Origin of the sequence: Micromonospora sp. CA-244673 (genome assembly GCF_050948395.1) — a bacterium.
Taxonomy (GTDB): domain Bacteria; phylum Actinomycetota; class Actinomycetes; order Mycobacteriales; family Micromonosporaceae; genus Micromonospora.
This window is the reverse complement of the sequence record NZ_CP192019.1, coordinates 5321957-5348262: the sequence shown is the minus strand read 5'-3', so window position 1 is coordinate 5348262 and position 26306 is coordinate 5321957. Positions and strand designations below refer to the sequence as shown.

The 26306-nt window shown below is 74.9% G+C and carries 29 protein-coding genes and 1 pseudogene; 20 read left to right on the top strand and 10 right to left on the bottom strand.

Annotated elements, in window-relative coordinates:
- Positions 1-45 precede the first annotated feature (45 nt).
- From ACQP12_RS24375 to hisF, 9 genes are all read left to right on the top strand, one after another.
- Positions 46-213 (top strand): hypothetical protein, encoded by a 168-nt coding sequence (locus ACQP12_RS24375; RefSeq protein WP_192580018.1) that lies wholly within the window; start codon positions 46-48, stop codon positions 211-213.
- Positions 213-839, top strand: a complete 627-nt coding sequence (gene hisH / locus ACQP12_RS24370; protein WP_357939944.1) for an imidazole glycerol phosphate synthase subunit HisH — start codon at positions 213-215, stop codon at positions 837-839. Before ACQP12_RS24375 ends, hisH begins: the two co-directional genes overlap by 1 nt.
- Positions 832-1152 carry a hypothetical protein gene (locus tag ACQP12_RS24365; RefSeq protein ID WP_433282312.1) on the top strand — a complete coding sequence of 107 codons (321 nt, stop codon included), beginning with the start codon at positions 832-834 and terminating at the stop codon, positions 1150-1152. Before hisH ends, ACQP12_RS24365 begins: the two co-directional genes overlap by 8 nt.
- Before the next feature lie 19 nt (positions 1153-1171).
- Positions 1172-1900: a bifunctional 1-(5-phosphoribosyl)-5-((5-phosphoribosylamino)methylideneamino)imidazole-4-carboxamide isomerase/phosphoribosylanthranilate isomerase PriA gene (priA, locus tag ACQP12_RS24360; protein WP_433282310.1), complete on the top strand. Its 729-nt coding sequence runs from the start codon at positions 1172-1174 to the stop codon at positions 1898-1900.
- On the top strand, positions 1897-2340 hold the full coding sequence (locus ACQP12_RS24355) for a Rid family hydrolase (RefSeq protein ID WP_433282308.1): 444 nt from the start codon (positions 1897-1899) through the stop codon (positions 2338-2340). Before priA ends, ACQP12_RS24355 begins: the two co-directional genes overlap by 4 nt.
- An 80-nt stretch (positions 2341-2420) precedes the next feature.
- Positions 2421-2867, top strand: a complete 447-nt coding sequence (locus ACQP12_RS24350) for a MarR family winged helix-turn-helix transcriptional regulator (protein WP_357939952.1) — start codon at positions 2421-2423, stop codon at positions 2865-2867.
- Positions 2868-2872: 5 nt separating this feature from the next.
- On the top strand, positions 2873-3298 hold the full coding sequence (locus ACQP12_RS24345) for an organic hydroperoxide resistance protein (protein ID WP_433289417.1): 426 nt from the start codon (positions 2873-2875) through the stop codon (positions 3296-3298).
- Positions 3295-4293, top strand: coding sequence for an NADP-dependent oxidoreductase (locus ACQP12_RS24340; RefSeq protein ID WP_433282306.1), 999 nt, complete (start codon positions 3295-3297; stop codon positions 4291-4293). The genes ACQP12_RS24345 and ACQP12_RS24340 overlap by 4 nt, the downstream gene beginning before the upstream one ends.
- Positions 4294-4331: 38 nt before the next feature.
- Entirely contained in the window at positions 4332-5099 is a 768-nt protein-coding gene (gene hisF / locus ACQP12_RS24335; RefSeq protein ID WP_357939956.1) for an imidazole glycerol phosphate synthase subunit HisF, read from the top strand.
- 32 nt (positions 5100-5131) lie between these two features.
- Here the strand turns inward: hisF and ACQP12_RS24330 are convergent, their stop codons facing one another.
- Positions 5132-5593: a hypothetical protein gene (locus tag ACQP12_RS24330; RefSeq protein ID WP_433282304.1), complete on the bottom strand. Its 462-nt coding sequence runs from the start codon at positions 5591-5593 to the stop codon at positions 5132-5134.
- Between the two features lie 141 nt (positions 5594-5734).
- Complete coding sequence (locus ACQP12_RS24325) at positions 5735-6412, bottom strand: YczE/YyaS/YitT family protein (RefSeq protein ID WP_433282302.1); 678 nt, start codon at positions 6410-6412, stop codon at positions 5735-5737.
- A gap of 58 nt (positions 6413-6470) precedes the next feature.
- On the opposite strand from ACQP12_RS24325, the gene ACQP12_RS24320 reads away from it, so the two are divergent.
- Complete coding sequence (locus ACQP12_RS24320) at positions 6471-7928, top strand: PLP-dependent aminotransferase family protein (protein ID WP_357939962.1); 1458 nt, start codon at positions 6471-6473, stop codon at positions 7926-7928.
- 124 nt (positions 7929-8052) lie between these two features.
- On the top strand, positions 8053-9324 hold the full coding sequence (locus ACQP12_RS24315; RefSeq protein ID WP_433282300.1) for a low temperature requirement protein A: 1272 nt from the start codon (positions 8053-8055) through the stop codon (positions 9322-9324).
- A gap of 72 nt (positions 9325-9396) precedes the next feature.
- On the opposite strand, the gene ACQP12_RS24310 is transcribed toward ACQP12_RS24315, so the two are convergent.
- The 3 genes from ACQP12_RS24310 to ACQP12_RS24300 all read right to left on the bottom strand — a co-directional run bounded on the left by ACQP12_RS24310 (position 9397) and on the right by ACQP12_RS24300 (position 13073).
- Positions 9397-11223 (bottom strand): AMP-dependent synthetase/ligase, encoded by a 1827-nt coding sequence (locus tag ACQP12_RS24310; protein WP_357939966.1) that lies wholly within the window; start codon positions 11221-11223, stop codon positions 9397-9399.
- A gap of 141 nt (positions 11224-11364) precedes the next feature.
- Positions 11365-12315 carry a terpene synthase family protein gene (locus ACQP12_RS24305; RefSeq protein ID WP_433282298.1) on the bottom strand — a complete coding sequence of 317 codons (951 nt, stop codon included), beginning with the start codon at positions 12313-12315 and terminating at the stop codon, positions 11365-11367.
- A gap of 128 nt (positions 12316-12443) precedes the next feature.
- Complete coding sequence (locus tag ACQP12_RS24300; protein WP_357939970.1) at positions 12444-13073, bottom strand: TIGR03085 family metal-binding protein; 630 nt, start codon at positions 13071-13073, stop codon at positions 12444-12446.
- Positions 13074-13290: 217 nt separating this feature from the next.
- Here ACQP12_RS24300 and ACQP12_RS24295 point away from each other — a divergent pair, with 217 nt between their 5' ends.
- Both ACQP12_RS24295 and ACQP12_RS24290 read left to right on the top strand, forming a co-directional pair.
- Entirely contained in the window at positions 13291-15165 is a 1875-nt protein-coding gene (locus tag ACQP12_RS24295; RefSeq protein ID WP_357939972.1) for an ABC transporter ATP-binding protein, read from the top strand.
- A 116-nt stretch (positions 15166-15281) separates the two neighbouring features.
- Entirely contained in the window at positions 15282-17009 is a 1728-nt protein-coding gene (locus ACQP12_RS24290; protein ID WP_433289415.1) for an ABC transporter ATP-binding protein, read from the top strand.
- 22 nt (positions 17010-17031) lie between these two features.
- Here the strand turns inward: ACQP12_RS24290 and rpsD are convergent, their stop codons facing one another.
- The gene (gene rpsD / locus ACQP12_RS24285; protein WP_433282295.1) at positions 17032-17640 is read right to left on the bottom strand and encodes a 30S ribosomal protein S4; all 609 of its coding nucleotides are present in this window, start codon (positions 17638-17640) and stop codon (positions 17032-17034) included.
- Between the two features lie 72 nt (positions 17641-17712).
- Here rpsD and ACQP12_RS24280 point away from each other — a divergent pair, with 72 nt between their 5' ends.
- Positions 17713-18459: a DUF2470 domain-containing protein gene (locus ACQP12_RS24280; protein WP_433282293.1), complete on the top strand. Its 747-nt coding sequence runs from the start codon at positions 17713-17715 to the stop codon at positions 18457-18459.
- A 1-nt stretch (position 18460) separates the two neighbouring features.
- Here ACQP12_RS24280 and ACQP12_RS24275 read toward each other — a convergent pair whose 3' ends face one another.
- The 3 genes from ACQP12_RS24275 to ACQP12_RS24265 are packed head-to-tail and all read right to left on the bottom strand — an operon-like array spanning position 18461 to position 20531.
- The gene (locus ACQP12_RS24275; RefSeq protein WP_357939978.1) at positions 18461-19054 is read right to left on the bottom strand and encodes a TetR family transcriptional regulator; all 594 of its coding nucleotides are present in this window, start codon (positions 19052-19054) and stop codon (positions 18461-18463) included.
- The gene (locus ACQP12_RS24270) at positions 19054-19809 is read right to left on the bottom strand and encodes an ABC transporter permease (protein WP_357939980.1); all 756 of its coding nucleotides are present in this window, start codon (positions 19807-19809) and stop codon (positions 19054-19056) included. The genes ACQP12_RS24275 and ACQP12_RS24270 overlap by 1 nt, the downstream gene beginning before the upstream one ends.
- Entirely contained in the window at positions 19806-20531 is a 726-nt protein-coding gene (locus tag ACQP12_RS24265) for an ABC transporter ATP-binding protein (protein WP_433282290.1), read from the bottom strand. Before ACQP12_RS24265 ends, ACQP12_RS24270 begins: the two co-directional genes overlap by 4 nt.
- 105 nt (positions 20532-20636) lie before the next feature.
- Here ACQP12_RS24265 and ACQP12_RS24260 point away from each other — a divergent pair, with 105 nt between their 5' ends.
- From ACQP12_RS24260 to ACQP12_RS24235, 6 genes and pseudogenes are all read left to right on the top strand, one after another.
- On the top strand, positions 20637-21026 hold the full coding sequence (locus tag ACQP12_RS24260) for a MerR family transcriptional regulator (protein WP_357939984.1): 390 nt from the start codon (positions 20637-20639) through the stop codon (positions 21024-21026).
- Positions 21023-22027 carry an aldo/keto reductase gene (locus ACQP12_RS24255; RefSeq protein ID WP_433282288.1) on the top strand — a complete coding sequence of 335 codons (1005 nt, stop codon included), beginning with the start codon at positions 21023-21025 and terminating at the stop codon, positions 22025-22027. The genes ACQP12_RS24260 and ACQP12_RS24255 overlap by 4 nt, the downstream gene beginning before the upstream one ends.
- Before the next feature lie 211 nt (positions 22028-22238).
- A pseudogene (locus ACQP12_RS24250) lies at positions 22239-22850 on the top strand (phosphoribosyl-AMP cyclohydrolase); the annotation flags it as partial.
- Between the two features lie 228 nt (positions 22851-23078).
- Positions 23079-23513 (top strand): phosphoribosyl-AMP cyclohydrolase, encoded by a 435-nt coding sequence (gene hisI, locus ACQP12_RS24245; RefSeq protein WP_433289413.1) that lies wholly within the window; start codon positions 23079-23081, stop codon positions 23511-23513.
- A complete protein-coding gene (locus ACQP12_RS24240; RefSeq protein WP_433282286.1) occupies positions 23510-25063 on the top strand; it encodes an anthranilate synthase component I in 1554 nt (517 codons plus the stop codon). Before hisI ends, ACQP12_RS24240 begins: the two co-directional genes overlap by 4 nt.
- Positions 25060-25623: a Trp biosynthesis-associated membrane protein gene (locus ACQP12_RS24235; RefSeq protein WP_433282284.1), complete on the top strand. Its 564-nt coding sequence runs from the start codon at positions 25060-25062 to the stop codon at positions 25621-25623. Before ACQP12_RS24240 ends, ACQP12_RS24235 begins: the two co-directional genes overlap by 4 nt.
- Before the next feature lie 23 nt (positions 25624-25646).
- Here ACQP12_RS24235 and ACQP12_RS24230 read toward each other — a convergent pair whose 3' ends face one another.
- Positions 25647-25922, bottom strand: a complete 276-nt coding sequence (locus ACQP12_RS24230; RefSeq protein ID WP_357939992.1) for a hypothetical protein — start codon at positions 25920-25922, stop codon at positions 25647-25649.
- Between the last annotated feature and the right edge of the window lie 384 nt (positions 25923-26306).

The window sequence follows — 26306 nt, the reverse complement described above, 5'->3', positions numbered from 1 at the left end:
CGCAGCGCAGCGGAGTACCGCAGTCGCGAATGGAAGGTGGCTCTGATGCGGGTGCTGCCGACGTTGCTGCTGATCCTGGCCGGGGTGCTGGTGGGCGGCACCTGGTCGCTCTACAAGCAGGGCGCCGCCCGCCCCGCCGTGGTGATCACCGGCCTGCTGGCCGTGCTGGCCACCGCCGGCGGGCTGCTGTGGCTGCTGCCGGGGGAGAGCTGATGGGCAGGCGGGTCGTGGTGCTCGACTACGGGTCGGGCAACCTGCGGTCGGCCGAGCGCGCCCTGGCGCGGGCCGGGGCGGACGTCACCGTGACCGCCGACCTGGCCGCCGCCGCCGAGGCCGAGGGCCTCGTGGTCCCGGGCGTCGGCGCGTTCGCCGCGTGCATGGCCGGCATCGAGGAACTGGGCGCCGGGCCGGTCATCGCCGAGCGGGTCGCCGCCGGCCGCCCGGTGCTCGGCATCTGCGTGGGGATGCAGGTGCTCTTCGAGCACGGCGACGAGCACGGCGTGGTCACCAAGGGGCTCGGGCTGCTGCCCGGCGGGGTGACCCGGCTGCCCGCGCCGCGGCTGCCGCACATGGGCTGGAACACCGTGCAGGCCCCGGCGGGTTCGGTGCTCTTCGCCGGCCTGCCGGCCGACGCCCGGTTCTACTTCGTCCACTCCTACGGGGTGACCGCGCCGGCCGCGCTGGCCGCCGCCGGGGCCACCGTCACCACCGCCCACCACGGCACGGACTTCGTCGCCGGGGTCGAGCGGGGCGCCCTGTCGGCGGCCCAGTTCCACCCCGAGAAGTCGGCCGACACGGGGGCTGCTCTGCTGCGCAACTGGCTCGGCACACTTGAGTAAGGAGCGGGCCAAGCGGCGGGAGGCGCGCCAGGCCGAGCTGGAGCGGGAACGCGCCGCGCGCGCCCGCAGGGTGGCGCGCCGGGAGCGGCGGCGTGCCGTCGTACGCCGGTTGACGCCCGCGGTGCGGCGCGGCCGCACCGGCCGGCTGCGCCGGCACAGTCGTGGCGAGCGGGCGGCGATCGTGCTGCTCACCGGCGCGGCCGTGGCCGGCATCTGGAGTTTCGTCGACGACCTGGCGCTGCGGCTGGCGTTGGTCGTGTTGTTGCTGCTGGTCCTGCCCGCGGTCGTGGTGATCGCGCTGGACCGACGTTGAAGATGCGAGGAGAAATTCGTTGAGCCTCACCCTGTTGCCCGCCGTGGACGTCGCCGACGGGCAGGCCGTCCGGCTCGTCCAGGGCGCCGCCGGCAGCGAGACCACGTACGGCGACCCGCTGGAGGCCGCCCTCGCCTGGCAGGCCGACGGGGCGGAGTGGATCCACCTGGTCGACCTCGACGCGGCGTTCGGGCGGGGCACCAACGCCCACCTGCTCGCCGAGGTGGTCCGCCGGCTCGACGTGAAGGTCGAACTCTCCGGCGGCATCCGGGACGACGAGTCGTTGCAGGCCGCCCTGGGCACCGGCGCGGCGCGGGTGAACATCGGCACCGCGGCGCTGGAGGACCCGGAGTGGTGCGACCGGGTCTGCGGCGAGTACGGCGACCGGGTGGCCATCGGGCTGGACGTGCGCGGCCGTACCCTCTCCGCGCGCGGCTGGACCCGCGACGGCGGTGACCTCTACGAGGTGCTGGCCCGGCTGGACAAGGCCGGTGCGGCCCGTTACGTGGTCACCGACATCACGAAGGACGGCACGATGCGCGGGCCCAACCTGGACCTGCTGCGCGAGGTCTGCGCCCGGACGGACGCCCCGGTGGTCGCCTCCGGCGGCGTGTCCACCCTGGACGACCTGCGCGCGCTGGCGACCCTGGAGCCGGTGGGGGTGGAGGGCGTGATCACCGGCAAGGCGCTCTACGCCGGCGCGTTCACCGTCGCCGAGGCGCTCGCCACCCTGCGGGCCGCGGCGTGACCGCCGTCGCGGGCGAGGGTTCCCGCGCCGTGCCGGAGCCGCCGGGCGACGCCGCCGTCATCCGGCTCGGGTCGGGCGGCCCCTGGGAGGCGCTCTACGGCTACAGCCGGGTGGTCCGGGCCGGGCAGTCGGCGATCACGGCGGGCTGCACCTCCACGGTGGACGGCCGGGTGGCCCACGTCGGGGACGCCGCGGCGCAGACCGCCCAGGCGATCCGGATCGGCCTGGACGCGCTCGCCGAGGTCGGCGCCGGGCCGGCCGACGTGGTGCGCACCCGGATGTACGTGACCGACCGGATGTACGCCGACGAGGTGGGCCGGGCGCACAACGCGGTGTTCGGCGCGGTCCGTCCGGTGGCCACGATGGTGGTGGTGGCCGGGCTCATCGACCCGGATCACCTGGTCGAGGTCGAGTTGGAGGCCTGGCTCGGCGACCGCTGACGCCGTCCCCCCGGTGTGGGGGCGGTCACCTCGTACCCGGATCGGTTGTGCACAACTCAATTGGACGCTACGTTTTCCGGGTGACCGATGATCTGGTGCTGCGCCGGCAGGTGTGCTTCGCGCTCTACGCGGCGTCGCGCGCCCTCACCGACGTCTACCGGCCCATCCTCGACGAGCACGGCCTGACCTACCCGCAGTACCTCGTGCTGCTGGTGCTCTGGGAGCGCGGCGACGACGCCCCCACCGTCTCCGAACTCGGCGCGCGCCTCCGGCTCGACTCCGGCACGCTCTCCCCGCTGCTCAAGCGGCTGGAGGCGGCCGGCCTGGTGGTGCGCACCCGCTCGGCGACCGACGAGCGCCGGGTCGAGGTGGGCCTCACGGCCCAGGGCCGGGCCCTGCGGGAGCGGATGAACGAGGTGCCGCGGCAGGTGGCCTGCGCCACCGGCCTCACCGAGGCCGAGCTGGTCGCCCTGCGCGACACCCTCACCCGGGTCACCGAGACGATCCACCGACAGAAGGAGCAGTGACCACCATGCAGGTGCTCTACACCGCGTCCGCGCAGGCCACCGGCGACGGCCGGGACGGCCACGTCCGCACCTCCGACGGCGGCCTCGACCTGGACCTGGCCGTGCCGAAGGAGATGGGCGGCGTTGGCGGCGCGACCAACCCGGAGCAGCTCTTCGCGGCCGGCTACGCGGCCTGCTTCCACTCGGCCCTGCGCCTGGTCGCCCGCAAGGCCCGCGCCGACGTCTCGAACTCGGTCGTCGAGGCCGAGGTCGGCATCGGCCCGAACGGCGGCGGCGGCTTCGGCCTCGCGGTCACCCTGGTGGTCGACCTGCCCGGCGTCGAGCGATCCGCCGCGCAGCAGCTCGTCGAGACCGCCCACCAGGTCTGCCCCTACTCCAACGCGACCCGGGGCAACATCGACGTCACCCTGACCGTCCGGGACGCCGCATGACGGCCAACCGGGAGATCCACCTGGCGTCCCGCCCGCAGGGCTGGCCGACCGCCGACAACTTCCGGCTGGTCACCACCGACGTCCCCACCCCGGGGCCGGGCCAGCTCGTGGTCCGCAACCAGTTCATGTCGGTCGACCCGTACATGCGCGGGCGGATGAACGACGTCAAGTCGTACGTGCCGCCGTTCCGGCTCGACGCCCCGCTCGACGGCGGCGCGGTCGGCGAGGTGGTGGCCAGCGAGGCCGAGGGCTTCGCGCCCGGCGACGTCGTGCTCCACGGCCTGGGCTGGCGGGAGTACGCGCTGGTCGACGCCAAGGGCGCGCGGAAGGTCGACCCGGGCCTGGCCCCGGTCACCGCCTACCTGGGCGTGCTCGGCATGACCGGGCTGACCGCGTACGCGGGTCTGCTCGACGTGGCGGCCATGAAGCCCGGCGAGACGGTGTTCGTCTCCGGGGCGGCGGGCGCGGTCGGCAGCATGGTGGGGCAGATCGCCAAGCTGCGCGGCGCGGGCCGGGTGGTCGGCAGCGCCGGCTCGCCGGCCAAGGTGGAGCGGCTCCGGGCGCTCGGCTTCGACGCCGCGTTCGACTACCACGACGGGCCGGTCCGCGACCAGCTCCGGGCCGCCGCGCCGGACGGCGTCGACGTCTACTTCGACAACGTCGGCGGGGAGCACCTGGAGGCCGCCATCGGGGCCATGAACCTGCACGGGCGGGCCGCCATCTGCGGCATGATCGCGCAGTACAACGCCACCGAGCCGCCCGCCGCCCCGCGCAACCTGGCGCTGCTCATCGGCAAGCGGCTCACCCTGCGCGGCTTCCTGGTCGGCGACCACGGGCACCTGCGCGAGCAGTTCGTCCAGGAGATGGCCGGCTGGCTGCGGGACGGCCGGATCTCCTACGACGAGACGGTGGTCGACGGCATCGAGCGGGCCCCGGAGGCCTTCCTCGGCCTGCTGCGCGGTGAGAACCTCGGCAAGATGCTCGTCCGGGTGTGACCCAGCACTCGTTCGCGGCGGTTGGATAGGCTCGCGGCATGACGGTGGCGGTACGGGTGATCCCGTGTCTGGACGTGGACGCCGGGCGGGTGGTCAAGGGGGTCAACTTCCTCGACCTGCGCGACGCCGGGGACCCGGTCGAGCTGGCGGCCGCGTACGACCGGGCCGGCGCCGACGAGTTGACCTTCCTCGACGTCACCGCCTCCAGCAGCGACCGCGGCACCATGCTCGACGTGGTGCGGCGCACCGCCGAGTCGGTCTTCATCCCGCTCACGGTCGGCGGGGGCGTCCGCCGGGTCGCCGACGTCGACACCCTGCTGCGCGCCGGCGCGGACAAGGTCGGGGTGAACACCGCGGCCATCGCCCGCCCCGAGTTGATCGCCGAGATCGCCGACCGGTTCGGCCGCCAGGTGCTGGTGCTCTCCCTCGACGTACGCCGGGCGCCGGCCGGCACCACGCCCAGCGGCTTCGAGGTGACCACCCACGGCGGGCGCCGGGGCGCCGGCCTCGACGCGGTCGAGTGGGCGGCGCGCGGCGCCGAACTGGGTGCGGGCGAGATCCTGCTCAACTCGATGGACGCCGACGGCACCAAGGCCGGTTTCGACCTGCCGCTGATCGAGGCGGTCCGCGCGGTCGTCGACGTGCCGGTGATCGCCAGCGGCGGGGCCGGCCGGGTGGCCCACTTCCCGCCGGCCATCGGCGCGGGCGCCGACGCGGTGCTCGCGGCCAGCGTCTTCCACTTCGGCGAGCTGACCGTCGCCGAGGTCAAGGACGCCCTGCGCGGGGCCGGTCACCCGGTCCGCTGACCCCGCCCGTCCCCGGGCGCCGGCAGCGGCGGTCAGGGGCGGCCGGAGTGCCCCTCGGGGGAGCGGCGCGGCATGGGGATCGAGCGGACCACATACTCCTGCACCGCGGCGGCGTGGTCATCCTCGTCGAGGCGCCAGTCGGACTCGTCCGGGGCGGGACCGCGGCTCAGCACGCCCTGCACGGTGTCCACCGTGGTGCCCAGGCCGGCGCTGGGCCGGGTGCGCCAGAGCCGCTCGCCGTCCGGGGTCACCCGGAACCACCCGTCGCTGACGCTGACCAGGCCGGCGCTCACCAACCGGCGGACGGCGCCCTCCACCTCGTGCCGCTCGGGAATGGCCTGGTTGAGGTGGTCGGCGGTGGAGAGGACGTCGGCGAGGCGCACGCCCTCCGGGCGCCGGGTGGCGGCTGCCCGGCGGTGCCGACCGGCGCCGCTCGCGATGACCAGTGAGACGAAGATCCAGGCGTCGCTCCAACGCCAACCGTTCTCCCCCATGGACGAATGATGCCCGGCCGCGACGGCGGAGAAAACACCCGGTTTCGCTGTCGGACGTCGTCGCAGCTCAGGGGCGTCCGGGGCGTCCCAGGAGGTGGCGGTCGGCGCGGCGGAGGTGACGCTGCGTGAGCGACGGCCGGGTCAGGCGGCCTCGCCGGCCGGCCGCGGCGCGCAGGGCACCGCCGGCTCGCCGGTGGGCTCGTCGGCCGGCCGGGCCGGCACCGCGAAGATCGGGATGAACAGCTGGGCGAGCGGCCCGATGGCCAGCGCGTACGCCACGGTGCCGAGGCCCACCGTGCCGCCGAGCAGCCAGCCGAGGCTCAGCACGGTCACCTCGATGACGGTCCGGACCAGCCGGACGGAGTAGCGGGGCCGGCGGGCGGTGAAGCCGGTCATGAGGCCGTCGCGCGGCCCGGGGCCCAGCCCGGCGCCCAGGTAGAGGCCGGTGGCGGCGCCGTTGGCGACGATGCCGACGACCAGCAGGGTGGCGCGGAGCGGCAGGCCCTCGCCGGGCGGCAGCACGGCCAGGGTGGCGTCGACGACCAGCCCGATCACCACGACGTTGCTGACCGTGCCCAGGCCGGGGCGCTGCCGCAACGGGATCCAGAGCAGCAGCACCAGCGCGCCGACCGCGATGGTGACCGTGCCGAAGGAGAGGTGGGTCTGCCGGGCGAGCCCCTGGTGGAACACGTCCCACGGGTCGAGCCCGAGGCCGGACCGGATCATCAGCGCCATGCTGATCCCGTAGAGGGCGAGCCCGGCGTAGAGCTGGACGAGCCGCCGGGCCGGCCGGTACCGGAGATTGCCAATTCGTGCCATGGATGCCACCCTAGGGGCCAATCCGATCCGCGACAGAGCCAATTCAGGAGGGGTGGCCATGACGAGTCAGGTGCGCGGCGTCCAATTGGCGCGACTCCTCGGGCAGTGGCATGCCCTGCCCGGCCGCCGGCGCAGCCCGGACTACGCCGCGCTCGCCGCCGCGGTCCGCGGGCTGCTCGCCGACGGCCGGCTCCCCCTGGGGGTACGCCTGCCGGCCGAGCGGGACCTGGCCGAGGCGCTGCGGATCAGCCGGACCACGGTGACCGCCGCCTACCGGGAGCTGCGGGAGACCGGTCACCTGGCCAGCCGGCGGGGCGCCGGGAGCTGGACCATGCTGCCGGGCACCCACCGGGTGGCCAGCACCGGGCTCTGGACCCCGCTGGACGACCGGGACATGATCGACCTGGGGGTGGCCGCCCTCTCCGCCCCGGCGCAGCTCGTGCCGGCGGCCCGGGCCGCCGCCGAGGACCTGCCGCGCTACCTCGGCGGGGCCGGCTACCACCCGACCGGCATCATCGAGCTGCGCGAGGCGGTGGCCCGCGCGTACACCGAGCGGGGGCTGCCCACCAGCCCCGAGCAGATCATGGTGACCAGCGGCACCCAGCACGCGCTGGACCTGGTGCTGCGGCTGGCCCTGTCGCCCGGCGGCGGGGTGCTGGTGGAGTCGCCCACCTATCCGAACGCCCTCGCCGCGCTGTCGGCCCGGCGGGCCCGGATCACCACCCACGGGCTCGCCGCCGACGGGGACGGCTGGGACGCCGACCTGCTGCTGGGCAGCATCCGGCAGACCCGGCCGAAGCTGGCGTACGTGATCCCCGAGTTCCACAACCCGACCGGCCACCTCATGGCGACCGACCTGCGGGAGCGGCTGGTCGGCGCGGCGCACGCCGCCGGGACCGACCTGGTCGTGGACGAGTCCTTCGTGGACCTGCCGCTGGACGGCACCCCGCTGCCGCCGCCGGTGGCGACCTTCGACCGGCACTCCCGGGTGATCAGCATCGGCGGGATGAGCAAGCCGTACTGGGGTGGGCTGCGGATCGGCTGGGTCCGGGCGTCCGCGCCGCAGGTGCAGCGGCTGGCCGCCGCCCGGGTCGGCGTGGACATGGCCAGTCCCGTGCTCGACCAGCTCGTGGCCGTGCACCTGCTGGCCCAGGGGCCGGGCATCGTGGCCGACCGGCGGGTCCAGCTCGCCGCCCAGCGTGACGCCCTGGTCAAGGCGATGGCCGACCGGCTGCCCGACTGGCGGGTCACCGTGCCGCGCGGCGGCGTCACGCTCTGGGTGGAGCTGGACGGCCCGATCTCCAGCGCGCTGGCCCGGGCCGCCGAGGAGGTCGGCGTACGCCTGGCGCCCGGACCGCGGTTCGGCCTGGACGGCACCCTGGAGCGGTTCCTCCGGCTGCCCTTCACCCTGCCCGCCGCAGACCTGGAGGAGGCCGTCAGCCGGCTCGCCGCGGTCCGCTACGACCTCGACCGGGCCGGCCGCCCGCAGTGGCGGGAGCCCTCCGTCATCGCCTGACCCCGGCCGCGCCGCAGGGGTGCCCCCGTTCCGGTAGGGATCTCGTGATCGGCGCCGGCACGGGACGGGGATTGCGGAGACTGCCCGGGTGGGGAACGGCGGTGGTACCCGGTGGTCGCGCGTCGTGTGGCCCGGCGCGCCCGGCTCCCGGACCACCCGGCTGGAACTCTTCTACGACCTGGTCTTCGTCTTCGCGTTCCTCAACGTCACCACGCTGACCGCCAGCCACGCCACCCCGGTCAACCTCTACCGCTGCCTGCTGGTGCTGGCGCTGCTCTGGTGGTCGTGGACGGGCTTCGCCCGGGTGGGCAACGCGGCGCGCGCCGACCAGGGTGTGCTGCCGGTGGTCGGCTTCATCACGGTGGGCGCCACGTTCCTGCTGGTGCTGACCGTGCCCACGGCGTTCGTCGACCGCCCCGGCGGCCTGCACGGCCCGCTGGTCTTCGCGGGCTGCTACTTCGTGATCCGGATGTCCCAGCTCGCGGTCTTCGCCTGGCTGGAGCGGTCGGATCCGCCCCGCCGCCGCACACTGCTGCCCCGCGTCGCGGTGCCGACCACGGCCACCGTGCTGCTGGTGCTCGCCGGCACCGTGCCCGCGCGGCTCGCGGACCGGCCGTACGCCGTGATGCTGCAACTGGTGCTCTGGACCGTGGCGCTGCTGGTCGAGTACGTCGGCGGGGTGACCCTGGCCCGGCTCTGGTGGGTGGTGGTCTCCGCCGGGCACTGGGCGGAGCGGCACGCGCTCATGGTGCTCATCGCACTCGGCGAGTCGATCATCGCGCTGGGGCTCGGCCCGAAGACCGGACTGCCGCTCACCGGCCCGGTGGCGGTCGCCGCGCTGCTCGGCATCCTGGTGGTGGCGATGCTCTGGTGGGCGTACTTCGACACCCTGGCGTACGCGCTGGAGCAGGCGCTGCACCACGCCCGCGACCCGGACGTGCGGCGGCGGCTCAGCCGGAACATCTACACGTTCCTGCACCTGCCGCTGATCGCCGGGACCATCCTCTTCGCCCTCGGCCTCAAGGACCTGCTGGCCGACGCGGCCAGCCCGGAGACCCCCAGCTGGGGCCCGCCGCTGGGCGGCTTCTGGGTCACGGTTCTGTTCGGCGGGGTGGGCCTCTACCTGCTGAGCCTCGTCGGCTGCGCGCTGCTGGTGCTGCGGGTGGTGCACTGGCCGCTGGTGATCACGGTCGTGGTGCTCGCCGCCGTCGCCCCGGTCGTCGCCCCGATCCCGGAGCTGGCCTCGTTCATCGTGCTGGCGGTGGTCGTCTCCGTCGGGGTGGTCGTGGAGACCTTCCGGGAGGACGGCCGGCGGCGCCGGATACGGCAGCTCGCCCTGGAGGAGCAGCTCGCCTCGGAGGCGGAGCAGAGCCACTGGCGTCAGCAGCACCTCTGAGGGGCGGCGGGAACCGCGGCGGCGGCCGTGCCCCGGGACGGAGGGGCACGGCCGCCGGGCGCGGTGGGCTCGCTACAGCTCGGCGAGGCTGCCCGCGTACATCTTGTCGATCTCGTCGGCGAAGTTGGTCTCCACGCTCCGGCGCTTGATCTTCAGCGACGGGGTGACCTCGCCGTCCTCGATGGTGAGGTCCCGGGGGAGGATGGTCACCTTCTTGATTGTCTCCCAGCGGTTCAGCTTGCCGTTCAGCTCGGCCACGTAGCCCTCGACCATGGCCTGCGCCTCGGGCGAGGTGACGATCGCGGTGTAGTCGCGGCCCTCCAGCGGCGTGCCGGCCGCCCAGCCCTGGATCGCGTCCGGGTCGAGCGTGACGAGCATCGTGCAGTAGTTGCGCGCCTGCCCGATCACGACCGCCTGCGAGGTGTACGGGCAGACGGCCTTGAACATGCCCTCGATGTGCGACGGCGCGACGTACTTGCCGCCGGAGGTCTTGACCAGGTCCTTCTTCCGGTCGGTGATCCGCAGGTAGCCGTCGTCGTCGAGGGTGCCGATGTCGCCGGTGCGGAAGAAGCCGTCCTCGGTGAACGCGGCAGCGGTCTCCTCGGGGAGGTTGTGGTAGCCGCGCATGACCGGCTTGCCCCGCACCAGGATCTCGCCGTCGGTGTCGATCCGGCACTCCAGGTCGCCCATGGCCCGGCCCACGCTGCCGATCTGCAACCCGTCCGGCGGGTTCACGAACGCGCCGGCGCTGGTCTCGGTGAGCCCGTAGCCCTCGGAGATGGGCAGGTTGGCCGCGGCGAAGAAGGTGGCGATCTCCTTGCTGAGCGGCGCCGCGCCGGAGACCAGCACCCGCATCCGGCCGCCGAGCCGGGCCTGGAGCTTGCTGAACACCAGCTTCTCGGCCAGCGAGTACTTCAGCTTCAGCCCGGCCGGAACCGGCTTGCCGGCCTGCTCCAGCGCGACCTTCTCCTTGCCCACCGCGACGCCCCAGGCGAAGATCTTCGCCTTCGCGCCGCCGGCGCTCTGGGCCGTGGTGACCGCCTTGTTGTAGACCTTCTCGAAGACCCGGGGTGCGCCGCACATGAGCGTCGGCCGGATCACCCCGAGCAGCTCGACCAGCTTGTCCACCCGGCCGTCGACGTAGGTGGGCAGGCCGACGTGGGTGGCGCCGCAGAGCAGCGTCTTGCCGAACGAGTGCGACAGCGGCAGCCACAGGTACTGCAGGTCGTCGGCGTGCAGCAGGCCCAGCTCGGCCTGCGCCACGCCCTCCCAGCACCAGCCGCCGTGCAGCAGCTCCACGCCCTTGGGCCGGCCGGTGGTGCCCGAGGTGTAGATCAGGGTGGCCAGGTGGTCGGGACCGATCCCGGCGACCAGCATGTCGATCAGGTCGGGCTCGTTGGCCAGCGCCCGGGCCCCGCGCTCCTCCAGTTCGGCCAGGGTGAGCTGCGGGACGCCGGCGGCCGGGTCGGGCGCGCCGTCGAAGAGCACCACGTGGGTCAGCGCCGGCACCGCCGTGCCGGCGATCTTCGCCGCCTGGGCCGGATTTTCGGCGAAGAGTACCTTCGACCCGGAGTCGCCGACGATGTACGTGGCGTCCTCCGGCTCGGTGGTCGGGTAGACGGTGGTGGTGGCCCCGCCGGCGCACATGATCCCGAAGTCGGCGAGCACCCACTCCAGCCGGGTGTTGGCGAGGATCGCCACCGGATCCTCCAGGCCGACGCCGAGCCCGTGCAACCCGGCGGCGATCGCCTTGGCGCGCTGCCCGACCTGCTCCCACGTCAGCCAGACCGGCCCGGAGTCGTCCGGCGCGGGGTGGGCGAAGGCGTGGCGGTCGGGGGAGTCCGCCACGCGCTTGAGGAACATGTCGGGTACGGAACGGTACGGTACATCGAGAGCCATCGCTGTAGCCGCCTTCAGAGGGTGGAGGGACGTGACGGGGGTCACGCCATTCTGCGGTTACCGAAGAGTATTGCCTGGACCGGGGCAGCGGCTAGCCCTTCTGGCCTGCGGCGACCACGGTCCCGGGAGGTGGAACCCGGCTCAGGCGTACCGGGTGGCGGCGCGGGACCAGTCGTAGGTGGCCCGGATCCAGTTCCGCCGGGTGGTGAGGAAGGCCCGCACCCCCTCGTCGCCCGTCGCGGCCAGCGCCGCGTCCCGCTCCGCGTACGCCGCCAGGCCCTCGTTGAACCGGGTGGCCGCCGCGCGCAGCGCCGCCTCCTCGCCCCGCCCGGCCTCGCCGGCGATCGTGGTGACCAGGTTGTGCGCGTCCGGGCCCGTCGCCCGCTCCTTGTCGTAGGAGAAGAGGTCGTTGCACCAGCAGACCAGGTCGGCGGCGAGCGCGTCGAGGGCGGCCAGCGCCGGGTCCGCCCGCCGCTCCGGGCCGGGCAGGTCCGGGTGGGCCAGGTCGGTCAGCGTGAAGCTCGGCCGGGCGCCCCCGGTGTGCCGGCGCATCTGCACGTACTCGGCCACCCCGGGCACCCGGCGGTGCTCCCGGTTGGCCGCCTCCCAGAGCAGGGCCAGCAGGTACTCGCGCAGCTGGCTGACCAGGCGCAGCAGCAGTGCCGGCCGCCGCCGGTCCCGGACCCGCCGGCACAGGTCGTCCAGCGCCACGGCCAGCGGGCCGGCCCCGGCCGGGGTCGGCGCGGCCGGGTCGCCGTGCCGGTCGAGCACCTCCAGCAGGGCCGCCACGGTCGGCGCGAGCCGGGTGGGGCTGGCTCCGAGGCCGTCCTCGTCGCAGGCGTCGTCCATCACGAACAGCCAGCTGATCAGGTCGGCGAGCAGCCGCAGGTCGCCGACCGGCGCGTCCGGGCAGGCCCGCCCGGCCAGCTCCACGGGGTGGGCGCCGGCCAGCCGGCGCAACCCGGCCGGGGTGTCGATCAGGCCGAGGTCGACGACCCACCCGGCGCTCTCCCCGGCGACCAGCTCGACGGCGGCGTGCCGGCGCGCCGGGAAGGGGGGCTCGTGCAGTGCCGAGAGCGCGAAACCTCGCATCCGACTCCCCTTGTCCCGCCACCCCGGGGTTGGGCGGCGGGACAGGAGCGTACGGCAGCGCGGATCGGCGCCCGTCGCTGGGCCGAAGCCGGTCCCACGGTGCCCGGTGACCGGCCCGGCACGCTCCGTCAGAAACCCAGGCTGGCCGCGCGCAACCGCTCCGCCGGTGCGGTCGGGCCGTCCACCTGGACCCGGGCCACCCGCTGCCGGCCGGACATGAACAGCACCAGCTCGCCCGGTGCGCCCACCACCCGCAGCCGCTCGCCGCCGCGGCCGACGGCGCGCTCGCCGTAGCCGGGCGCCTGGATCAGCAGGTCCGCCGGGAAGCGCCGCAACGCCACCCGGGCGAGCATGGCGGCCCGCTTCCAGAGCGCGGCGTGCTGCCGGGCCGGCAGCTCGCGGGGGAGCCAGCCCGGCCGGGCCCGGCGCACGTCCTCGTGGTGGATGAAGAACTCCAGGCTGTTGACCAGCTCGTCGGTGAGCGGGTTGCTCACCGGGCTCCACCGCGGCGGGCGGCGGACCCGCTCCACCAGCTCCGCGTAGGGGCCGGCGGCCACCCGCCGGCGCACCGCCTCGCCGTAGCCCCGCAGCGGCGGCAGCAGGATGCCGCCCGCCGCGTCCGGCCGGCGCTCCCGGACCAGCAGGTGCGCCGCCAGGTCGCGGGTGGTCCACCCCTCGTTGACCGTCGGCGCGTCCGGTCCCAGCTCCAGCATCAGGTCGGCGAGCGCCTCGCGCTCCGTTCGGGCGTACCGCGGCATGGCCCGATCGTAGGCCCGGCGGGCCGGTCCGCGCGTCCGGCGCGGCGCGGCGCCGGCGTCCCCCGGCCGGGAGCCAGGCCGGCGGCCCGGGCATCCGCCCTGCTGGGCGGGGTCGGCGGGGAAGGAGTGACGGCGGACATATCGGGGCCGGGTCGGCGGAGCCGGCGTCGAGCGGTAAGGATGAGGGAGAAAACTGTGGCTTACGGCGGGGGAGAGCGTGGCGAGCAGGACAAGTCGGGACGTCCTCGGCAGAGGGCTACGGGTACTCGGCCGGGCCATCCGCGAACAGCCGCGCATCTTCGCGGTCGCGGTGGCCGGCAGCGTGCTCTTCGGCCTCATGGTGATCGCCAGCGCGTACGTGGTCGGCGCGGTGGTCGGCAAGGTGGTCGTCCCGGCGGTCGCCCGTGGCTCGGTCACCGGCGGCGCCCTGGCGCTCGCCGCCGCCGCGCTGTTCGGCATCAGCGTGCTGCGGGTGGTCGGGATCTTCGGCCGCCGGCTCGGCGCCGGCTACATGCAGTACCGCCTCCAGGCCGCCTACCGCCGCCGGGTCACCCGCCGCTACCTCGACCTGCCGCTGGCCTGGCACCACCGCAACGCCACCGGCACCCTGCTCTCCAACGCCAACTCCGACGTCGAGGCCGCCTGGTATCCCATCGCGCCGCTGCCCTTCGCCGTCGGCACCCTGGTGATGCTCGTCGGCGCGGTGGTCTCGCTCTTCCTCACCGACTGGGCCCTCGCGCTGGTCGGTCTCGCGGTCTTCCCGGCGCTGTTCGCGCTCAACGTGGTCTACTCCCGCCGGATGGCGCCCCGCCAGGCCCGCGCACAGCGGCTGCGCGCCGAGGTCAGCGGCATCGCGCACGAGAGCTTCGACGGCGCCCTGGTGGTGAAGACGATGGGCCGGGAGGCCCAGGAGACCGCCCGGTTCGCCGACCGCGCCGGCGACCTGCGCGACGCGCTGATCTCCGTCGGCAAGCTGCGCGGCGTCTTCGACCCGATGCTGGAGACCCTGCCCAGCCTCGGCACGCTCGCCGTGCTGGTGGTCGGCGCCGTCCGGCTCCGCCAGGGCGCGATCACCGTCACCGAGCTGGTCAGCGTGGCCTTCCTCTTCACGGTGCTGGCCTTCCCGGTCCGGGCCATCGGCTGGGTGCTCGCCGAGCTGCCGCGCAGCGTCGCCGGCTGGGACCGGGTGCGCCGGGTCCTCGACGCCACCGGCGAGATGCCGTACGGCGACGTGACGCTCGACCCGGCCACGCCGGCCCCGGCCACCCTCGCCTTCCACGACGTGCACTTCGGGTACGAGCCCGCCGAGGCGCACCTGCCCGGCACCGAGGTGCTCGGCGAGGTCACCTTCACCGTGCCGGCCGGGAAGACGGTCGCCCTGGTCGGGCCGACCGGCGCCGGCAAGTCCACCATCACCTCGCTGGCCGTGCGGCTGGTCGACCCGCGCACCGGCACGGTCACCCTCGACGGCGTCGACGTGCGGGAGCTGACCGCCGCCTCGCTGGCCTCGACGGTGGCCCTGGTCGCCCAGGTGCCGTTCGTCTTCGACGACACCGTGCGGGCCAACATCGCCCTGGACCGCGCCGGCATCGGCGACGACGAGGTCTGGGCGGCGCTGCGGCTGGCCGAGGCGGACGGCTTCGTGGCCGCGCTGCCCGACGGGCTGGACACCATGGTCGGCGAGCGGGGCACCTCGCTCTCCGGCGGGCAGCGGCAGCGGCTCACGCTGGCCCGCGCGATCGCCGGCCGGCCCCGGCTGCTGGTGCTCGACGACGCCACCAGCGCCGTCGACCCGCGGGTGGAGGCCGCCATCCTGGCCGGGCTGCGCGCCCCGGAGGGAGGCGGCGCGCCCGCCTCGATCCTGGTGGTCGCCTACCGGCGGGCCACCATCGCGCTCGCCGACGAGGTGATCTACGTCGAGCACGGCCGGGTGGTGGCCCGGGGCACGCACACCCACCTGCTCGCCACCGTCCCCGGCTACGCCGACCTGGTCACCGCCTACGAGCAGGCCGAACACGAACGCGAGCAGACCCGCACGTACGACGAGGTCACGCCGCTGACCTCCGGCCTGGAAGTCGAGGTTGACCGGTGAGCGCGAGGAGTGAGCCGGGTCTGCGAGCCCCGCAGTCGCGAACGAAGACCGGCACGGCGAGCGCGACCGCCGAGGCCGGTCGGCCGGCGGAGGAGACCGAGTCGACCTGGCGGACGCTGCGGCGGGGGCTGGCGCTCTCCCCGGAGCTGAAGACCGGGCTGGCCGGCACCGTGGCGCTGGCCCTGATCTACATGATCGGCCGGGTCGCCGTGCCGGTGGCCGTGCAGCGCGGCATCGACCACGGCATCGTGGGCGGCCTGGACCTGGACGTGGTCACGGTGACCGTGCTGGTCACCGCCGCCGTGCTGGTGGTCACCACCACCTGCGGCTACCTGATGATGCGCCGGCTGTTCACGGTCAGCGAGACCGCGCTGGCCGGGGTGCGCACCCGGGCGTTCCGGCACGTGCACGACCTGTCCATGCTGCACCAGCAGTCCGAGCGGCGGGGCTCGCTGGTCTCCCGGGTCACCAGCGACGTCGACCAGATCACCCAGTTCCTCCAGTGGGGCGGCGTGATCCTCATCGTCAACCTGGGCCAGCTCGTGGTGACCACGGCCGTGATGCTGGCCTACTCCTGGCAGCTGACCCTGGTGGTGCTCGTCGCGTTCGCGCCGGCGGTGCTGGTGATCCGGCAGCTCCAGCGCCGGCTCGCCGGTGCCTACGGGCTGGTCCGGCAGCGGATGGGCACCCTGCTCGGCACCATCGGGGAGAGCGTGGTGGGCGCCCCGGTGATCCGGGCGTACGGCATCTCCGGGCGCACCGCCCGGCGGCTGGACGCGGCGATCGAGGGGCAGCGGCAGGCCCAGCAGCGGGCCATCCGGATCAGCATCGTGGGCAGCTCCGTCGGTGAGCTGGCCGCCGGCCTGGCCCTGGCGGGCGTGGTGGTGGTCGGGGTCAACCTCGGCGTCGACCGCACCCTGTCCATCGGCCAGCTCACCGCGTTCCTGTTCCTGGTGACGCTCTTCATCCAGCCGGTGCAGATCGCCACCGAGGTGCTCAACGAGGCGCAGAACGCGATCGCCGGCTGGCGCCGGGTGCTCGACGTGCTGGACGTCGCGCCGGACGTGGCCGACCCGGGGGAGCAGGGCCGGGAGCTGCCGGACGGCCCGCTGGACATCCGCTTCGCCGGGGTGACCTTCGCCTACCCGGGCGGGCCGCCCGTGCTGCACGACGTGACGCTGGAGATCCCGGCGAAGAGCCGGGTGGCCGTGGTCGGCGAGACCGGCAGCGGCAAGACCACCTTCGCCAAGCTGCTCACCCGGCTCATGGACCCCACCGAGGGCGAGGTGCTGCTCTCCGGCGTCTCGCTGCGCGGGGTGCGCTTCGAGTCGCTGCGCTCGCGGGTGGTGATGGTGCCGCAGGACGGCTTCCTCTTCGACGCCACGGTCGGGGAGAACGTCCGCTTCGCCCGCCCGGAGCTGACCGACGGCCAGCTCACCGCCGCCTTCTCCGAGCTGGGCCTGGCCGACTGGCTGGACGGGCTGCCGGCCGGCCTGGACACCCCGGTGGGCGAGCGCGGCGAGGCGCTGAGTGTCGGCGAGCGGCAGCTCGTCGCGCTGGCCCGGGCGTACGTGGCCGACCCCGACCTGCTGGTGCTGGACGAGGCGACCAGCGCCGTCGACCCGGCCACCGAGGTACGCCTGCAGCGCACCCTGGACGCGGTCACCCGGGGCCGGACGACGCTGGCCATCGCGCACCGCCTGTCCACCGCCCAGGCCGCCGACGAGGTGATCGTGGTCGACCGGGGGCGGATCGTGCAGCGCGGCCCGCACGACGAGCTGCTGCGGGACCCGGAGTCGGTCTACGCCCTGCTCTACGCCTCCTGGCTGGAGCAGACCCGCTGAGCGGGTCCGGGGGGCCAGCCGGTCAGCGGGAGTAGAACTCCACCACCAGCTGCTCGTCGCAGATCACCGGCACCTCGCGCCGGGCCGGCTCGCGCAGCAGGGTGGCCCGCAGCCCGGTCAGCTCCACGGACAGGTAGGGGCGGGGGCTCTCGTCGGCGTTCGCGCCGGTGGCGGCGAGCTGGAACGGCGGCAGGGCCCGGCTGCGCTCGCGGACCTCGACCACCTGGCCGGGGCGGAGCCGGTACGAGGGCCGGTCCACCTTGCGGCCGTCGACGGTGAAGTGGCCGTGCGCGACGAGCTGGCGTGCCTGGTAGATGCTGCGGGCCAGCCCGGACCGGAGCACGACCGCGTCGAGCCGCCGCTCCAGGAGCGCGACGAGGGTGTCGCCGGTCTTCCCGACGCCCCGGGCCGCCTCGTCGAACGCGCGGCGGAGCTGGCCCTCGCTGACGTTGTACTGGTGGCGCAGCCGCTGCTTCTCCAGCAGCCGCACCTGGTAGTCGGAGGTGCCGCGCCGCGATCGGCCGTGCACGCCCGGCGGATAGGGGCGCCGCTCGAAGTACCGCACGCACTTGCGGGTCAGCGGGATGCCGAGGGAGCGGGAGAGCCGGGCCTTGGGCCGGGGATGGTTCACGTCGACGTCTCCGATCGGATGGTCTAGCCTGCTACTTAGGTAAGCCTAACCTATGAAAGGGAGGTCGGGATCATGCGGCCCAGCCCGGCGGAGATCGTGCGTACCCTGGTCGCGGGCCGGCTGCCCGCCCTCGTCCACCTGGCCCGGCGCCCCGGCCCGCACCAGGCCCGGCACGTCACCGACCCGGACGGGCGGGTCCTGCTGCTGGTGCCGGTGGTCAGCGACCTGGCCGCGGCGCTGGTCCCGCCGGACGGCGACACCGAGGTGGCCACCGTGCTGGACGTGCTCGACCTCCCGCCGGCCGCCGGGGCGCCGTCGCTCGGCCGGGCCTGGGTCTCCGGCTGGGCGGCCCGGCTCGACGGCGACGAGGCCCGCCACGCCGCGGTGGACTTCGCCACCGTGCAGCCGACCGGCGACCTGCTCGACGTGGGCACCCGCTTCCACCTGCACCGCTTCGAGGTGGTCGAGGCCCGCTGGGAACGCGCCGGCGCCACCCGCCGCATCGACCCCGACGCGTACGCCGAGGCCGAGCCCGATCCGCTGCACCCGGTCGAGGCGGAACTGCTGGCCGACCTCGCCGATCATCACGGCGACCAGGTGGGCGCCTACCTGCGCCGGCGGCTGGGCCTCACCGGGTCCGAGGCCGGTGGCCCGCCCCGGGTGGTCCGCATCGACCGGTACGGGCTGCTGGTCTCCCACGGCCGCCCCGGCGCCCGGCGCCGCACCCGGCTCGCCTTCGCCCAGCCGGTCGCCGACCCGGCCGAGCTGGCCCGGCTCCTGCACCCGATGCTCTGCCCGCGCGCCGCCGGGCGCGCCTGAGTCAGGCCAGGTCGCCGGTGAGGTAGCGCTGGACGGTCGGGCCGATGGTGGCCACCAGGGTCTCCGGATCGGCGGAGGCGACGGGTTCCAGGCGGATCACGTACCGCATCATGGCCAGGCCGGCGACCTGCGTCGCCACCAGCGCGCCCCGCAGCGGCAACTGAGCCGGGTCGACGTCGAGCTGATCGAGGACCCGCCGCAGCACCTGGGTGGCCAGGAACTCGCGCAGCAGCCGGGCGGTCCACTCGCTGCTGACCGCCGAGCGGAGCAGGGCCACGGCGGCCCCGCCGACGGGCGAGTCCCAGACGGTCAGGAACGTGCGGACCAGGCGTTCGCCCACCCTGTCCGGGTCGCCGGCCAGCACGGCCGGCACGAGCTGCGCCGGGTCGACCGGGATCGCCACGGTGGCCCGGAACAGCTCCTCCTTGGTGCCGAAGTAGTGGTGCACCAGCGCCGGGTCCACCCCCGCGGCGGCGGCGATCGACCGGATCGAGGTGGCGTCGAAGCCGCGCTCGGCGAACGCCGCCCGCGCCGCCGCGAGGATGGCCTCCCGGGTGTCCGGGTTGCCCGGCCGCCGGCCGGTGCGCCGGGCCATCACCCGCTGCGCCGCCGCAGCGTCGCGGCGGCCAGCACCAGCGCCGCCACCGCCGCCCCGGCGACGATCGCCACGTCCCGCCACATCGTCCCGGTCGGGTCGGCGTGCGCGCCGACCTCCTGGAGCGCCTCGACGGCGTACGACAGGGGCAGCACGTCGCTGATCGCCTGGAGCCAGCCGGCCATCTCGCCGCGGGGCACGAAGAGCCCGCAGAGCAGCAGCTGGGGGGCGACCACCACCGGCATGAACTGCACGGCCTGGAACTCGGTGCGGGCGAAGGCGCTGCAGAACAGCCCGAGCGCGACCGCGAGCACGGCGTTGACGGCGGCGATCATGATCACGAGCCCGATGCTGCCGGCGGTGGTCAGGTCGAACACCCAGTACGCCACGGCCGAGGCGATGGTGGCCTGGACCACGCCGGCCAGGCCGAACGCGATGCCGTAGCCGAAGAGCAGGTCGAGCTTGGCCAGCGGGGTGGTGAGCAGCCGTTCCAGCGTGCCGGTGGTGCGCTCCCGCAGCATGGCGATGCTGGTCACCAGGAACATGATGATGAACGGGAAGAAGCCCAGCATGATCAGCGCCACCCGGTCGAAGACCGTGGGCTGCCCCGGCAGGGTGGGCTGGTCGACGTACATGAAGTAGACCAGCGCGAGCAGCACCGTGGGTACGACGACGAGCAGCGCCACGGTCCGCCTGTCGTGCCGGAGCTGGCGCAGGATCCGCCCGGTGGTGGCGACCAGGATGTGCGGGTTCATGAGTCGGCCTCCTGCTCGCTTGCCTTGATCAACCGGAGGAACGCCTCTTCCAGGTCGTCCACCCCGGTGGCGGCGCGGACCGCGTCCGGGGTGTCGTCGGCGACCAGGCGGCCGTCCCGGATGAGCAGCAGGCGGTCGCACCGGCCCGCCTCGTCCATCACGTGGCTGGACACCAGCAGTGTGGTGCCGGCGGCCGCCATGGCGTGGAACCGCGCCCACAGGTCGGCCCGGAGCACCGGGTCCTGGCCCACGGTGGGCTCGTCGAGGATGACCAGCTCGGGGTCGCCGACCAGGGCGCAGGCCAGCGAGGCGCGGCTGCGCTGGCCGCCGGAGAGGTTGCCGACCAGTTGGGTGGCCGCGCCGGCCAGCCCGACGTCGGCGACCGTCTGGTCGGCGTGGGCGTGGTCCCGCCCGTGGAGGGCCGCGAAGTAGCGGGCGTTCTCCCGGACGGTCAGGTCGGCGTAGACGCTGGGCGCCTGGGTCAGGTAGCCGACGCGGCGGCGCAGCTCGGCCGCCCCGGCGGGCCGGCCCAGCACGGTGACCGTGCCCGAGCCGACCGTCTGCACCCCGACGACCGCGCGCATCAGGGTGGTCTTGCCACTGCCGCTCGGCCCGAGCAGCCCGGTGACCGCGCCGCGGGGCACCGCGCAGGAGATGCCCTGGAGCACCCGCCGCCCGCCCCGCTCGACCACCAGGTCACGGACCGACACCGCGTCGTCCACGCCCGCCTCCCAAAAACTCATCAACCGTTGAACTCAACGCTAGATGAGTTGTGCGGTTCGGCGCAAGGTTGACTTCGAGTGCGCTCGAACTGGAAGCCTGGGTGCGTGGACATCAGCACGCGGGAAATGAGCCTCACCGTCGGTGAGGCGGCGGAACGGGTCGGCCTGACCACCTACACGCTGCGCTGGTACGAGCAGGAGGGCCTGGTCGCCCCGGTCGGCCGGGACTCCGCCGGCCGCCGGCGCTACACCGAGTCCGACGTCAACTGGCTGTTCCTGCTCACCCGGCTGCGGCGCACCGGGATGCCCGTTCGGGACATGCGGCGCTACGCCGAACTGGCCCGGCAGGGTGACCGCACCCTCGGCGCCCGGCGGGCGCTGTTCGAGGCGCACCGGGGCCGGGTGCTGGCCCGGATGGCCGAGCTGGAGGAGGACCTCAAGGTCCTCGACCACAAGATCGACGCGTACCGCCGGGCGGAGGAGGAACTGGCATGATCAAGCGACGGATGGGCGCCACCGGCCCGGAGGTCTCGGCCATCGGGCTGGGCTGCATGGGCATGAGCTTCGCCTACGGCGGCGCCGACGACGCCGAGTCGACCCGGACCCTGCACCGGGCCCTCGACCTCGGGGTCAACCACCTCGACACCGCCGACATGTACGGCTTCGGGGCGAACGAGCGGCTGCTCGGCCCGGTGGTCCGGGCCCGGCGGGACGAGGTGTTCCTGGCCACCAAGTTCGGCAACCGCAGCAGCGGCGACAGCTTCGGCGGCACCGGCAGCCCGGGCGCCTACGTGGACAGCAGCGCCGCCTGGGCCAGGCAGGCCTGCGACGCCTCGCTGGCCCGGCTCGGCATCGACACCATCGATCTCTACTACCTGCACCGGCGCAACCCGGACACCCCGATCGAGGAGACCGTCGGCGCGCTGGCCGAGCTGGTCCAGGCCGGCAAGGTGCGGCTGATCGGCCTCTCCGAGGTCAGCCCGGCGACCCTGCGGGCGGCGCACGCGGTCCACCCGATCTCGGCCGTCCAGATGGAGTACTCGCTGTTCACCCGGGACGTCGAGGGGGAGATGCTGGCCACCTGCCGGGAGCTGGGCGTGTCCCTGGTGGCCTACTCGCCGGTCGGGCGGGGGCTGCTCACCGGCGCCATCACCAGCCGCGAACAGCTCGCCGAGGACGACTGGCGGCGCAGCGTGCCCCGGTTCGCCGACGGCAACCTCGACGCCAACCTGAAGCTCGCCGAGGCGGTCCGCGCGGTGGCCGGCGAACTGGGCTGCACCCCCGCCCAGGCGGCGCTGGCCTGGCTGCTCGCCCAGGGCGAGGACGTCCTGCCGATCCCCGGCACCAAGCGGGTCCGCTACCTGGAGGAGAACGCCGCCGCGGCGGACGTGCGGCTCACGCCGGAGCAGCGGGACCGGCTGGGCGGGGCGGTGCCCGCCGGCGCCGTCGCCGGGGAAAGGTACACGCCGGCAGGAATGCGAACGGTCGGGCACTAGCCCCCAGCAGCGGACACCGGGTCCGGCATCGGTCATTGCGCCAAGATCGGACGTCCGGCACCATGACGCCGTGGTTCCCGCTCCGTTGCCCGAGACCGGCGGCTCCAGGTCGCAGCGCGGCGCCGGACGCGCCGAGCTGGAGTTGCCGGAATTCCTCGACGACTGGGCCGCCCGCCTCCGGCAGGCCGCCGACCGTCCCGTCGTCGGGATCATGCTGCGTGGCAGCCACGCGCGGCGCGCCGCCACCGAGCACAGCGACGTCGACGTCGACGTGCTGGTCGCCGGCGACGACGAGCGGACCGGCCCCGCCGCCCCGGAAACGAGGGCGGCGGGGCGGGCCGCCAACGGCATCCCCTACGCGGCCCGGCGGGCGTACCTCGCCGAGCTCGGCGGCCGGCTCGTGCACGTCTCGGTGGCCGCCCGGGACGTCCGCTCCTGGGTGAGCCGGCTGGGCCAGCCCGCCGACTGGGCGTTCGGGCTGCCGGTCGCCGCGCCGGCCCGGCTGCTCTGGGCGGCCCCGGAGTGGCGGCGCCGGATCGACCTGCCGGTGCTCTGCCAGCCCGCCGACGAGCCGCGCCTCGAGGAGCTGATCGCCACCCTGGGCAAGGTGGCCGGCGCCCGGTGGGCGGGCGACCCGGTGGGCGTCCGGCTCGCCGCCGCCGACCTGGCGCGGCTGTGCCCGTCGGTGCTGCGGCTGGCCAACCCGTCGGTCCGGGTGGTGTCCCGCCGGGCCGCGCTGGCCGCCGCGCTGGACCTGCCGGTCGCGCCCGCCGGCTACCGCGACGACATGCTGCGCTGCCTCGGGCTGCGCCCCGGCGGCACCGCCGAGGTCGCCGCCGCCGCCGGCCGGCTGGTCACCAGGATCGTCCCGCTGATCCGCCCGTACGCCGGGGAGATCGCCGCGGTCGGCGGCGCGGACCTGGCCGCGGCCCTGGTCGACGGCCGGCTGGACCGCTACCTCGGCCAGCTCACCCGGGCGTTGGACCGCCCCGCGCCCGTCCCCCGGGACACGTCGGCGGTGCCGGTGCCCCGTGCGGGAGAATGGTCAACCGTGCCCGCCTCTGACGCGCCGGTGACCGGCGCACCCGCCAGCTCCGGCGCCCCCGCGGCCCCCGGCCCGGCCCGCCCCTCCCGGCTTGACCCGGCCATCGCGGCCCGGCTGCGCCGTACCCCCGACGGCCTGGTGGCCGCGGTGGTCCGCGCCCACGACTCGGGCGAGGTGCTGATGGTCGCCTGGATGGACGACGAGGCGCTGCACCGCACCCTGACCACCGGCCGGGCCACCTACTGGTCGCGCAGCCGCCAGGAGTACTGGGTCAAGGGCGCCACCTCCGGCCACCACCAGTACGTCCGCTCGGTCGCCCTGGACTGCGACGGCGACGCGCTGCTGGTCAGCGTCGAGCAGGTCGGCGCGGCCTGCCACACCGGGCACCGCACCTGCTTCTTCACGGAGCTGCCGGTCAGCTCGCCGGAGGCGACCTCATGACCGACGGCACGGTCAGCCCGGACCAGGCCGCCTTCGCCGGCCTGGCGGCCCGCTGGCGGGTCGTGCCCGTCACCCGGCGGCTGCTGGCCGACGCGGAGACCCCGGTCGGCGTCTACCGCAAGCTCGCCGGCGGCCCCGGCACGTTCCTGCTGGAATCCGCCGAGCAGGGCGTCGGCTCCGCCGGGATGGCCTGGTCGCGCTACTCCTTCATCGGGGTGCGCAGCAGCGCCACGCTGACCGAGCGGGACGGCGCGGCGGTCTGGGCCGGCGAGCCGCCCGCCGGGGTGCCGACCACCGGCGACCCGGTGGCCGCGCTCCGGGAGACCGTCGCCGCGCTGGCCGGCCCGGCCTGGGACCCGTCCAGCGGCATGCCGCCGCTCACCGGCGGCATGGTCGGCTACCTCGGGTACGACCTGGTCCGCCGCTTCGAACGGCTGCCCGAGCTGACCGAGGACGAACTCGACGTGCCCGAGCTGGGCATGATGCTCGCCACCGACCTCGTGGTGCTCGACCACTACGACGGCTCGGCGATCCTGGTCGCCAACGCGGTGCTGCCGCCGCTCGACGCACCCGACCGGGAGTCGCTGGTGGCGGCCGCGTACCACCACGCGGTGGGGCGGCTGGACGCCATGACCACCGCGCTGTCCCGACCGATTCCGCCCATGATCTCGACGGTCGCCCGGCCCGGCGTCGGCGAGGTGGTCAGCCGCACGCCGGAGGGCGGCTACCCGAAGGCGGTGGAGGCGGCCAAGGAGGCGATCCGGGCCGGCGAGTGCTTCCAGATCGTGCTCAGCCAGCGCTTCGAGCGCCCCACCCACGCCGACCCGCTCGACGTCTACCGGGTGCTGCGCACCACCAACCCCAGCCCGTACATGTACCTGCTGCGCTTCGACGGCTTCGACATCGTCGGCTCCTCGCCCGAGGCGCACCTGAAGGTGAGCACCGGCGCGGACGGGGGGCGGCGGGCGCTGCTGCACCCGATCGCCGGCACCCGGCCGCGGGGCGGCTCACCCGAGGCGGACGCCCGGCTCGCCGCCGAGCTGCTCGCCGACCCGAAAGAGCGCGCCGAGCACGTCATGCTGGTCGACCTGGGCCGCAACGACCTGGGCCGGGTCTGCCGGCCGGGCACGGTCGAGGTGCCGGAGTTCGCCACCATCGAGCGGTACAGCCACGTCATGCACATCGTCTCCACGGTCGTCGGCGAGCTGCGCGAGGACCGCACGGCCTTCGACGCGCTCGCCGCGACCTTCCCCGCGGGCACCCTCTCCGGCGCGCCCAAGGTCCGGGCCATGGAGATCATCGAGGAGCTGGAACCGGTCCGGCGCGGCGTCTACGGCGGCACCGTCGGCTACTTCGGCTTCGGCGGCGACCTGGACATGGCCATCGCCATCCGCACCGCGCTGATCCGCGCGGGCCGGGCCTACGTGCAGGCCGGTGCGGGCGTGGTGGCCGATTCCGATCCCGCCGCCGAGGACCAGGAGACCCGGAACAAGGCCGCGGCCGTGCTCGCCGCGATCGCCGCCGCCGAGACCCTGCGGCCCGCGCGATGAGCGCGTCGACGGGCGCGCCCGCCGCGCGGGGCCGGCGCGAGCTGACGTACGCCGTGCTGCTCTGCCTGGCCGGCGCGGGCCTGGCGTTCTGGGCGGTGACCCGGACCTGGTCGGTCGAGTTGACCCCGCGCGGCTCACTGCCGCCCGGCCGGCACGCCCGCACCGGGGCGGAGCTGCTGCCCTGGGTGTCGGCGCTGGCCCTGGTCGGGCTGGCCGGCGGCGGCGCGGTGCTGGCCACCCGGGGTCGGGTCCGGCGGCTGCTGGGCGGCCTGCTGGCCCTGCTCGGGCTGGGCGTGGCGGCCGGTGGCGGCTACGGGCTGACCGGGTCCGGGGTGAGCCGGCAGTGGCCGGCGCTGGTGCTGGCGGGCGGGCTGGTCCTGGTGGCCGGCGGGCTGCTCACGGCGCTGCGCGGCGGCGGCTGGCCCGCGATGGGCGCCCGCTACGAGCGGCGCGCGGGGGGTCCGGCGGAGCCCGCCGGCGAGGACCGGCCGGCGGTCGAGCGCGGCACCCGGGACGCCTGGGACGCGCTGGACCGGGGCGAGGACCCGACGGTGCGCTGACCGTCCGGTCGCCGTCCGCCGGGTCAGCTCACCGGCTGGGTGTCGCGGGCGTCCCGGCGCTCGCGGGCCGCGGCGCGGGCGGCGGCCAGTTCGGCCACCAGGCGGTCCAGTTCCCGGCGCTGCGCGGCGCGCGCCCGGTCGGCGCAGACGGCCTCCCAGGCGTTGCCCCGGGCGGTGCGCATCCGGCCGTCGCCGGCCATGGCGCGTTCCAGGGTGTGCACCACGCCGACGGCGAGCGACGCGACGCTCCGGGAGATGGTGGTGAAATCGAGGCTCTGGTTCGGCCCGTTGGCGCTCATGGTCACCCCGCACGAGATCGTTGGCGACGGTCGGCAGCCGCCTCATCGAGTCTGCCCGAGGAAGATGCTGCCGGACTCACGTTTCGCCGCCGTGAAACGCAGGTCAACTGTGCGGCAACCGGCGCGACCTGGGCAGAGCCGTTCGGCCTTGAGCTTGCTCACAGCATCGACGGCTGTCGCTCCGCTGCGCACGGCGGGCCGCCATGGTGAGATAGGTCATGGGCGGCGATCGATGTGTCGGCCGGAGGCGCGGGACGCGCCCGGGTGACGCCGGTCGATGGGCGCGGTGGCGCTGCGTGACACCGTGTTCACCGGAAGTCGGTCATCATGCCACAGCCCATTTCGTGAGGAGCGCCATACCCCCGGGCACTTGCTTCCAGGTGG

Excerpts from the sequence above, each read along its gene's own strand:
- ACQP12_RS24375 (WP_192580018.1), top strand. The coding sequence starts at position 46 with ATGCGGGTGCTGCCGACGTTGCTGCTGATCCTGGCCGGGGTGCTGGTG.
- hisH (WP_357939944.1), top strand. The coding sequence starts at position 213 with ATGGGCAGGCGGGTCGTGGTGCTCGACTACGGGTCGGGCAACCTGCGG.
- ACQP12_RS24345 (WP_433289417.1), top strand. The coding sequence starts at position 2,873 with ATGCAGGTGCTCTACACCGCGTCCGCGCAGGCCACCGGCGACGGCCGG.
- ACQP12_RS24340 (WP_433282306.1), top strand. The coding sequence starts at position 3,295 with ATGACGGCCAACCGGGAGATCCACCTGGCGTCCCGCCCGCAGGGCTGG.
- hisF (WP_357939956.1), top strand. The coding sequence starts at position 4,332 with ATGACGGTGGCGGTACGGGTGATCCCGTGTCTGGACGTGGACGCCGGG.
- ACQP12_RS24330 (WP_433282304.1), bottom strand. The coding sequence starts at position 5,593 with ATGGGGGAGAACGGTTGGCGTTGGAGCGACGCCTGGATCTTCGTCTCA.
- ACQP12_RS24325 (WP_433282302.1), bottom strand. The coding sequence starts at position 6,412 with ATGGCACGAATTGGCAATCTCCGGTACCGGCCGGCCCGGCGGCTCGTC.
- ACQP12_RS24320 (WP_357939962.1), top strand. The coding sequence starts at position 6,471 with ATGACGAGTCAGGTGCGCGGCGTCCAATTGGCGCGACTCCTCGGGCAG.
- ACQP12_RS24310 (WP_357939966.1), bottom strand. The coding sequence starts at position 11,223 with ATGGCTCTCGATGTACCGTACCGTTCCGTACCCGACATGTTCCTCAAG.
- ACQP12_RS24305 (WP_433282298.1), bottom strand. The coding sequence starts at position 12,315 with ATGCGAGGTTTCGCGCTCTCGGCACTGCACGAGCCCCCCTTCCCGGCG.
- ACQP12_RS24300 (WP_357939970.1), bottom strand. The coding sequence starts at position 13,073 with ATGCCGCGGTACGCCCGAACGGAGCGCGAGGCGCTCGCCGACCTGATG.
- ACQP12_RS24280 (WP_433282293.1), top strand. The coding sequence starts at position 17,713 with ATGCGGCCCAGCCCGGCGGAGATCGTGCGTACCCTGGTCGCGGGCCGG.
- ACQP12_RS24275 (WP_357939978.1), bottom strand. The coding sequence starts at position 19,054 with ATGGCCCGGCGCACCGGCCGGCGGCCGGGCAACCCGGACACCCGGGAG.
- ACQP12_RS24270 (WP_357939980.1), bottom strand. The coding sequence starts at position 19,809 with ATGAACCCGCACATCCTGGTCGCCACCACCGGGCGGATCCTGCGCCAG.
- ACQP12_RS24255 (WP_433282288.1), top strand. The coding sequence starts at position 21,023 with ATGATCAAGCGACGGATGGGCGCCACCGGCCCGGAGGTCTCGGCCATC.
- ACQP12_RS24240 (WP_433282286.1), top strand. The coding sequence starts at position 23,510 with ATGACCGACGGCACGGTCAGCCCGGACCAGGCCGCCTTCGCCGGCCTG.
- ACQP12_RS24235 (WP_433282284.1), top strand. The coding sequence starts at position 25,060 with ATGAGCGCGTCGACGGGCGCGCCCGCCGCGCGGGGCCGGCGCGAGCTG.
- ACQP12_RS24230 (WP_357939992.1), bottom strand. The coding sequence starts at position 25,922 with ATGAGCGCCAACGGGCCGAACCAGAGCCTCGATTTCACCACCATCTCC.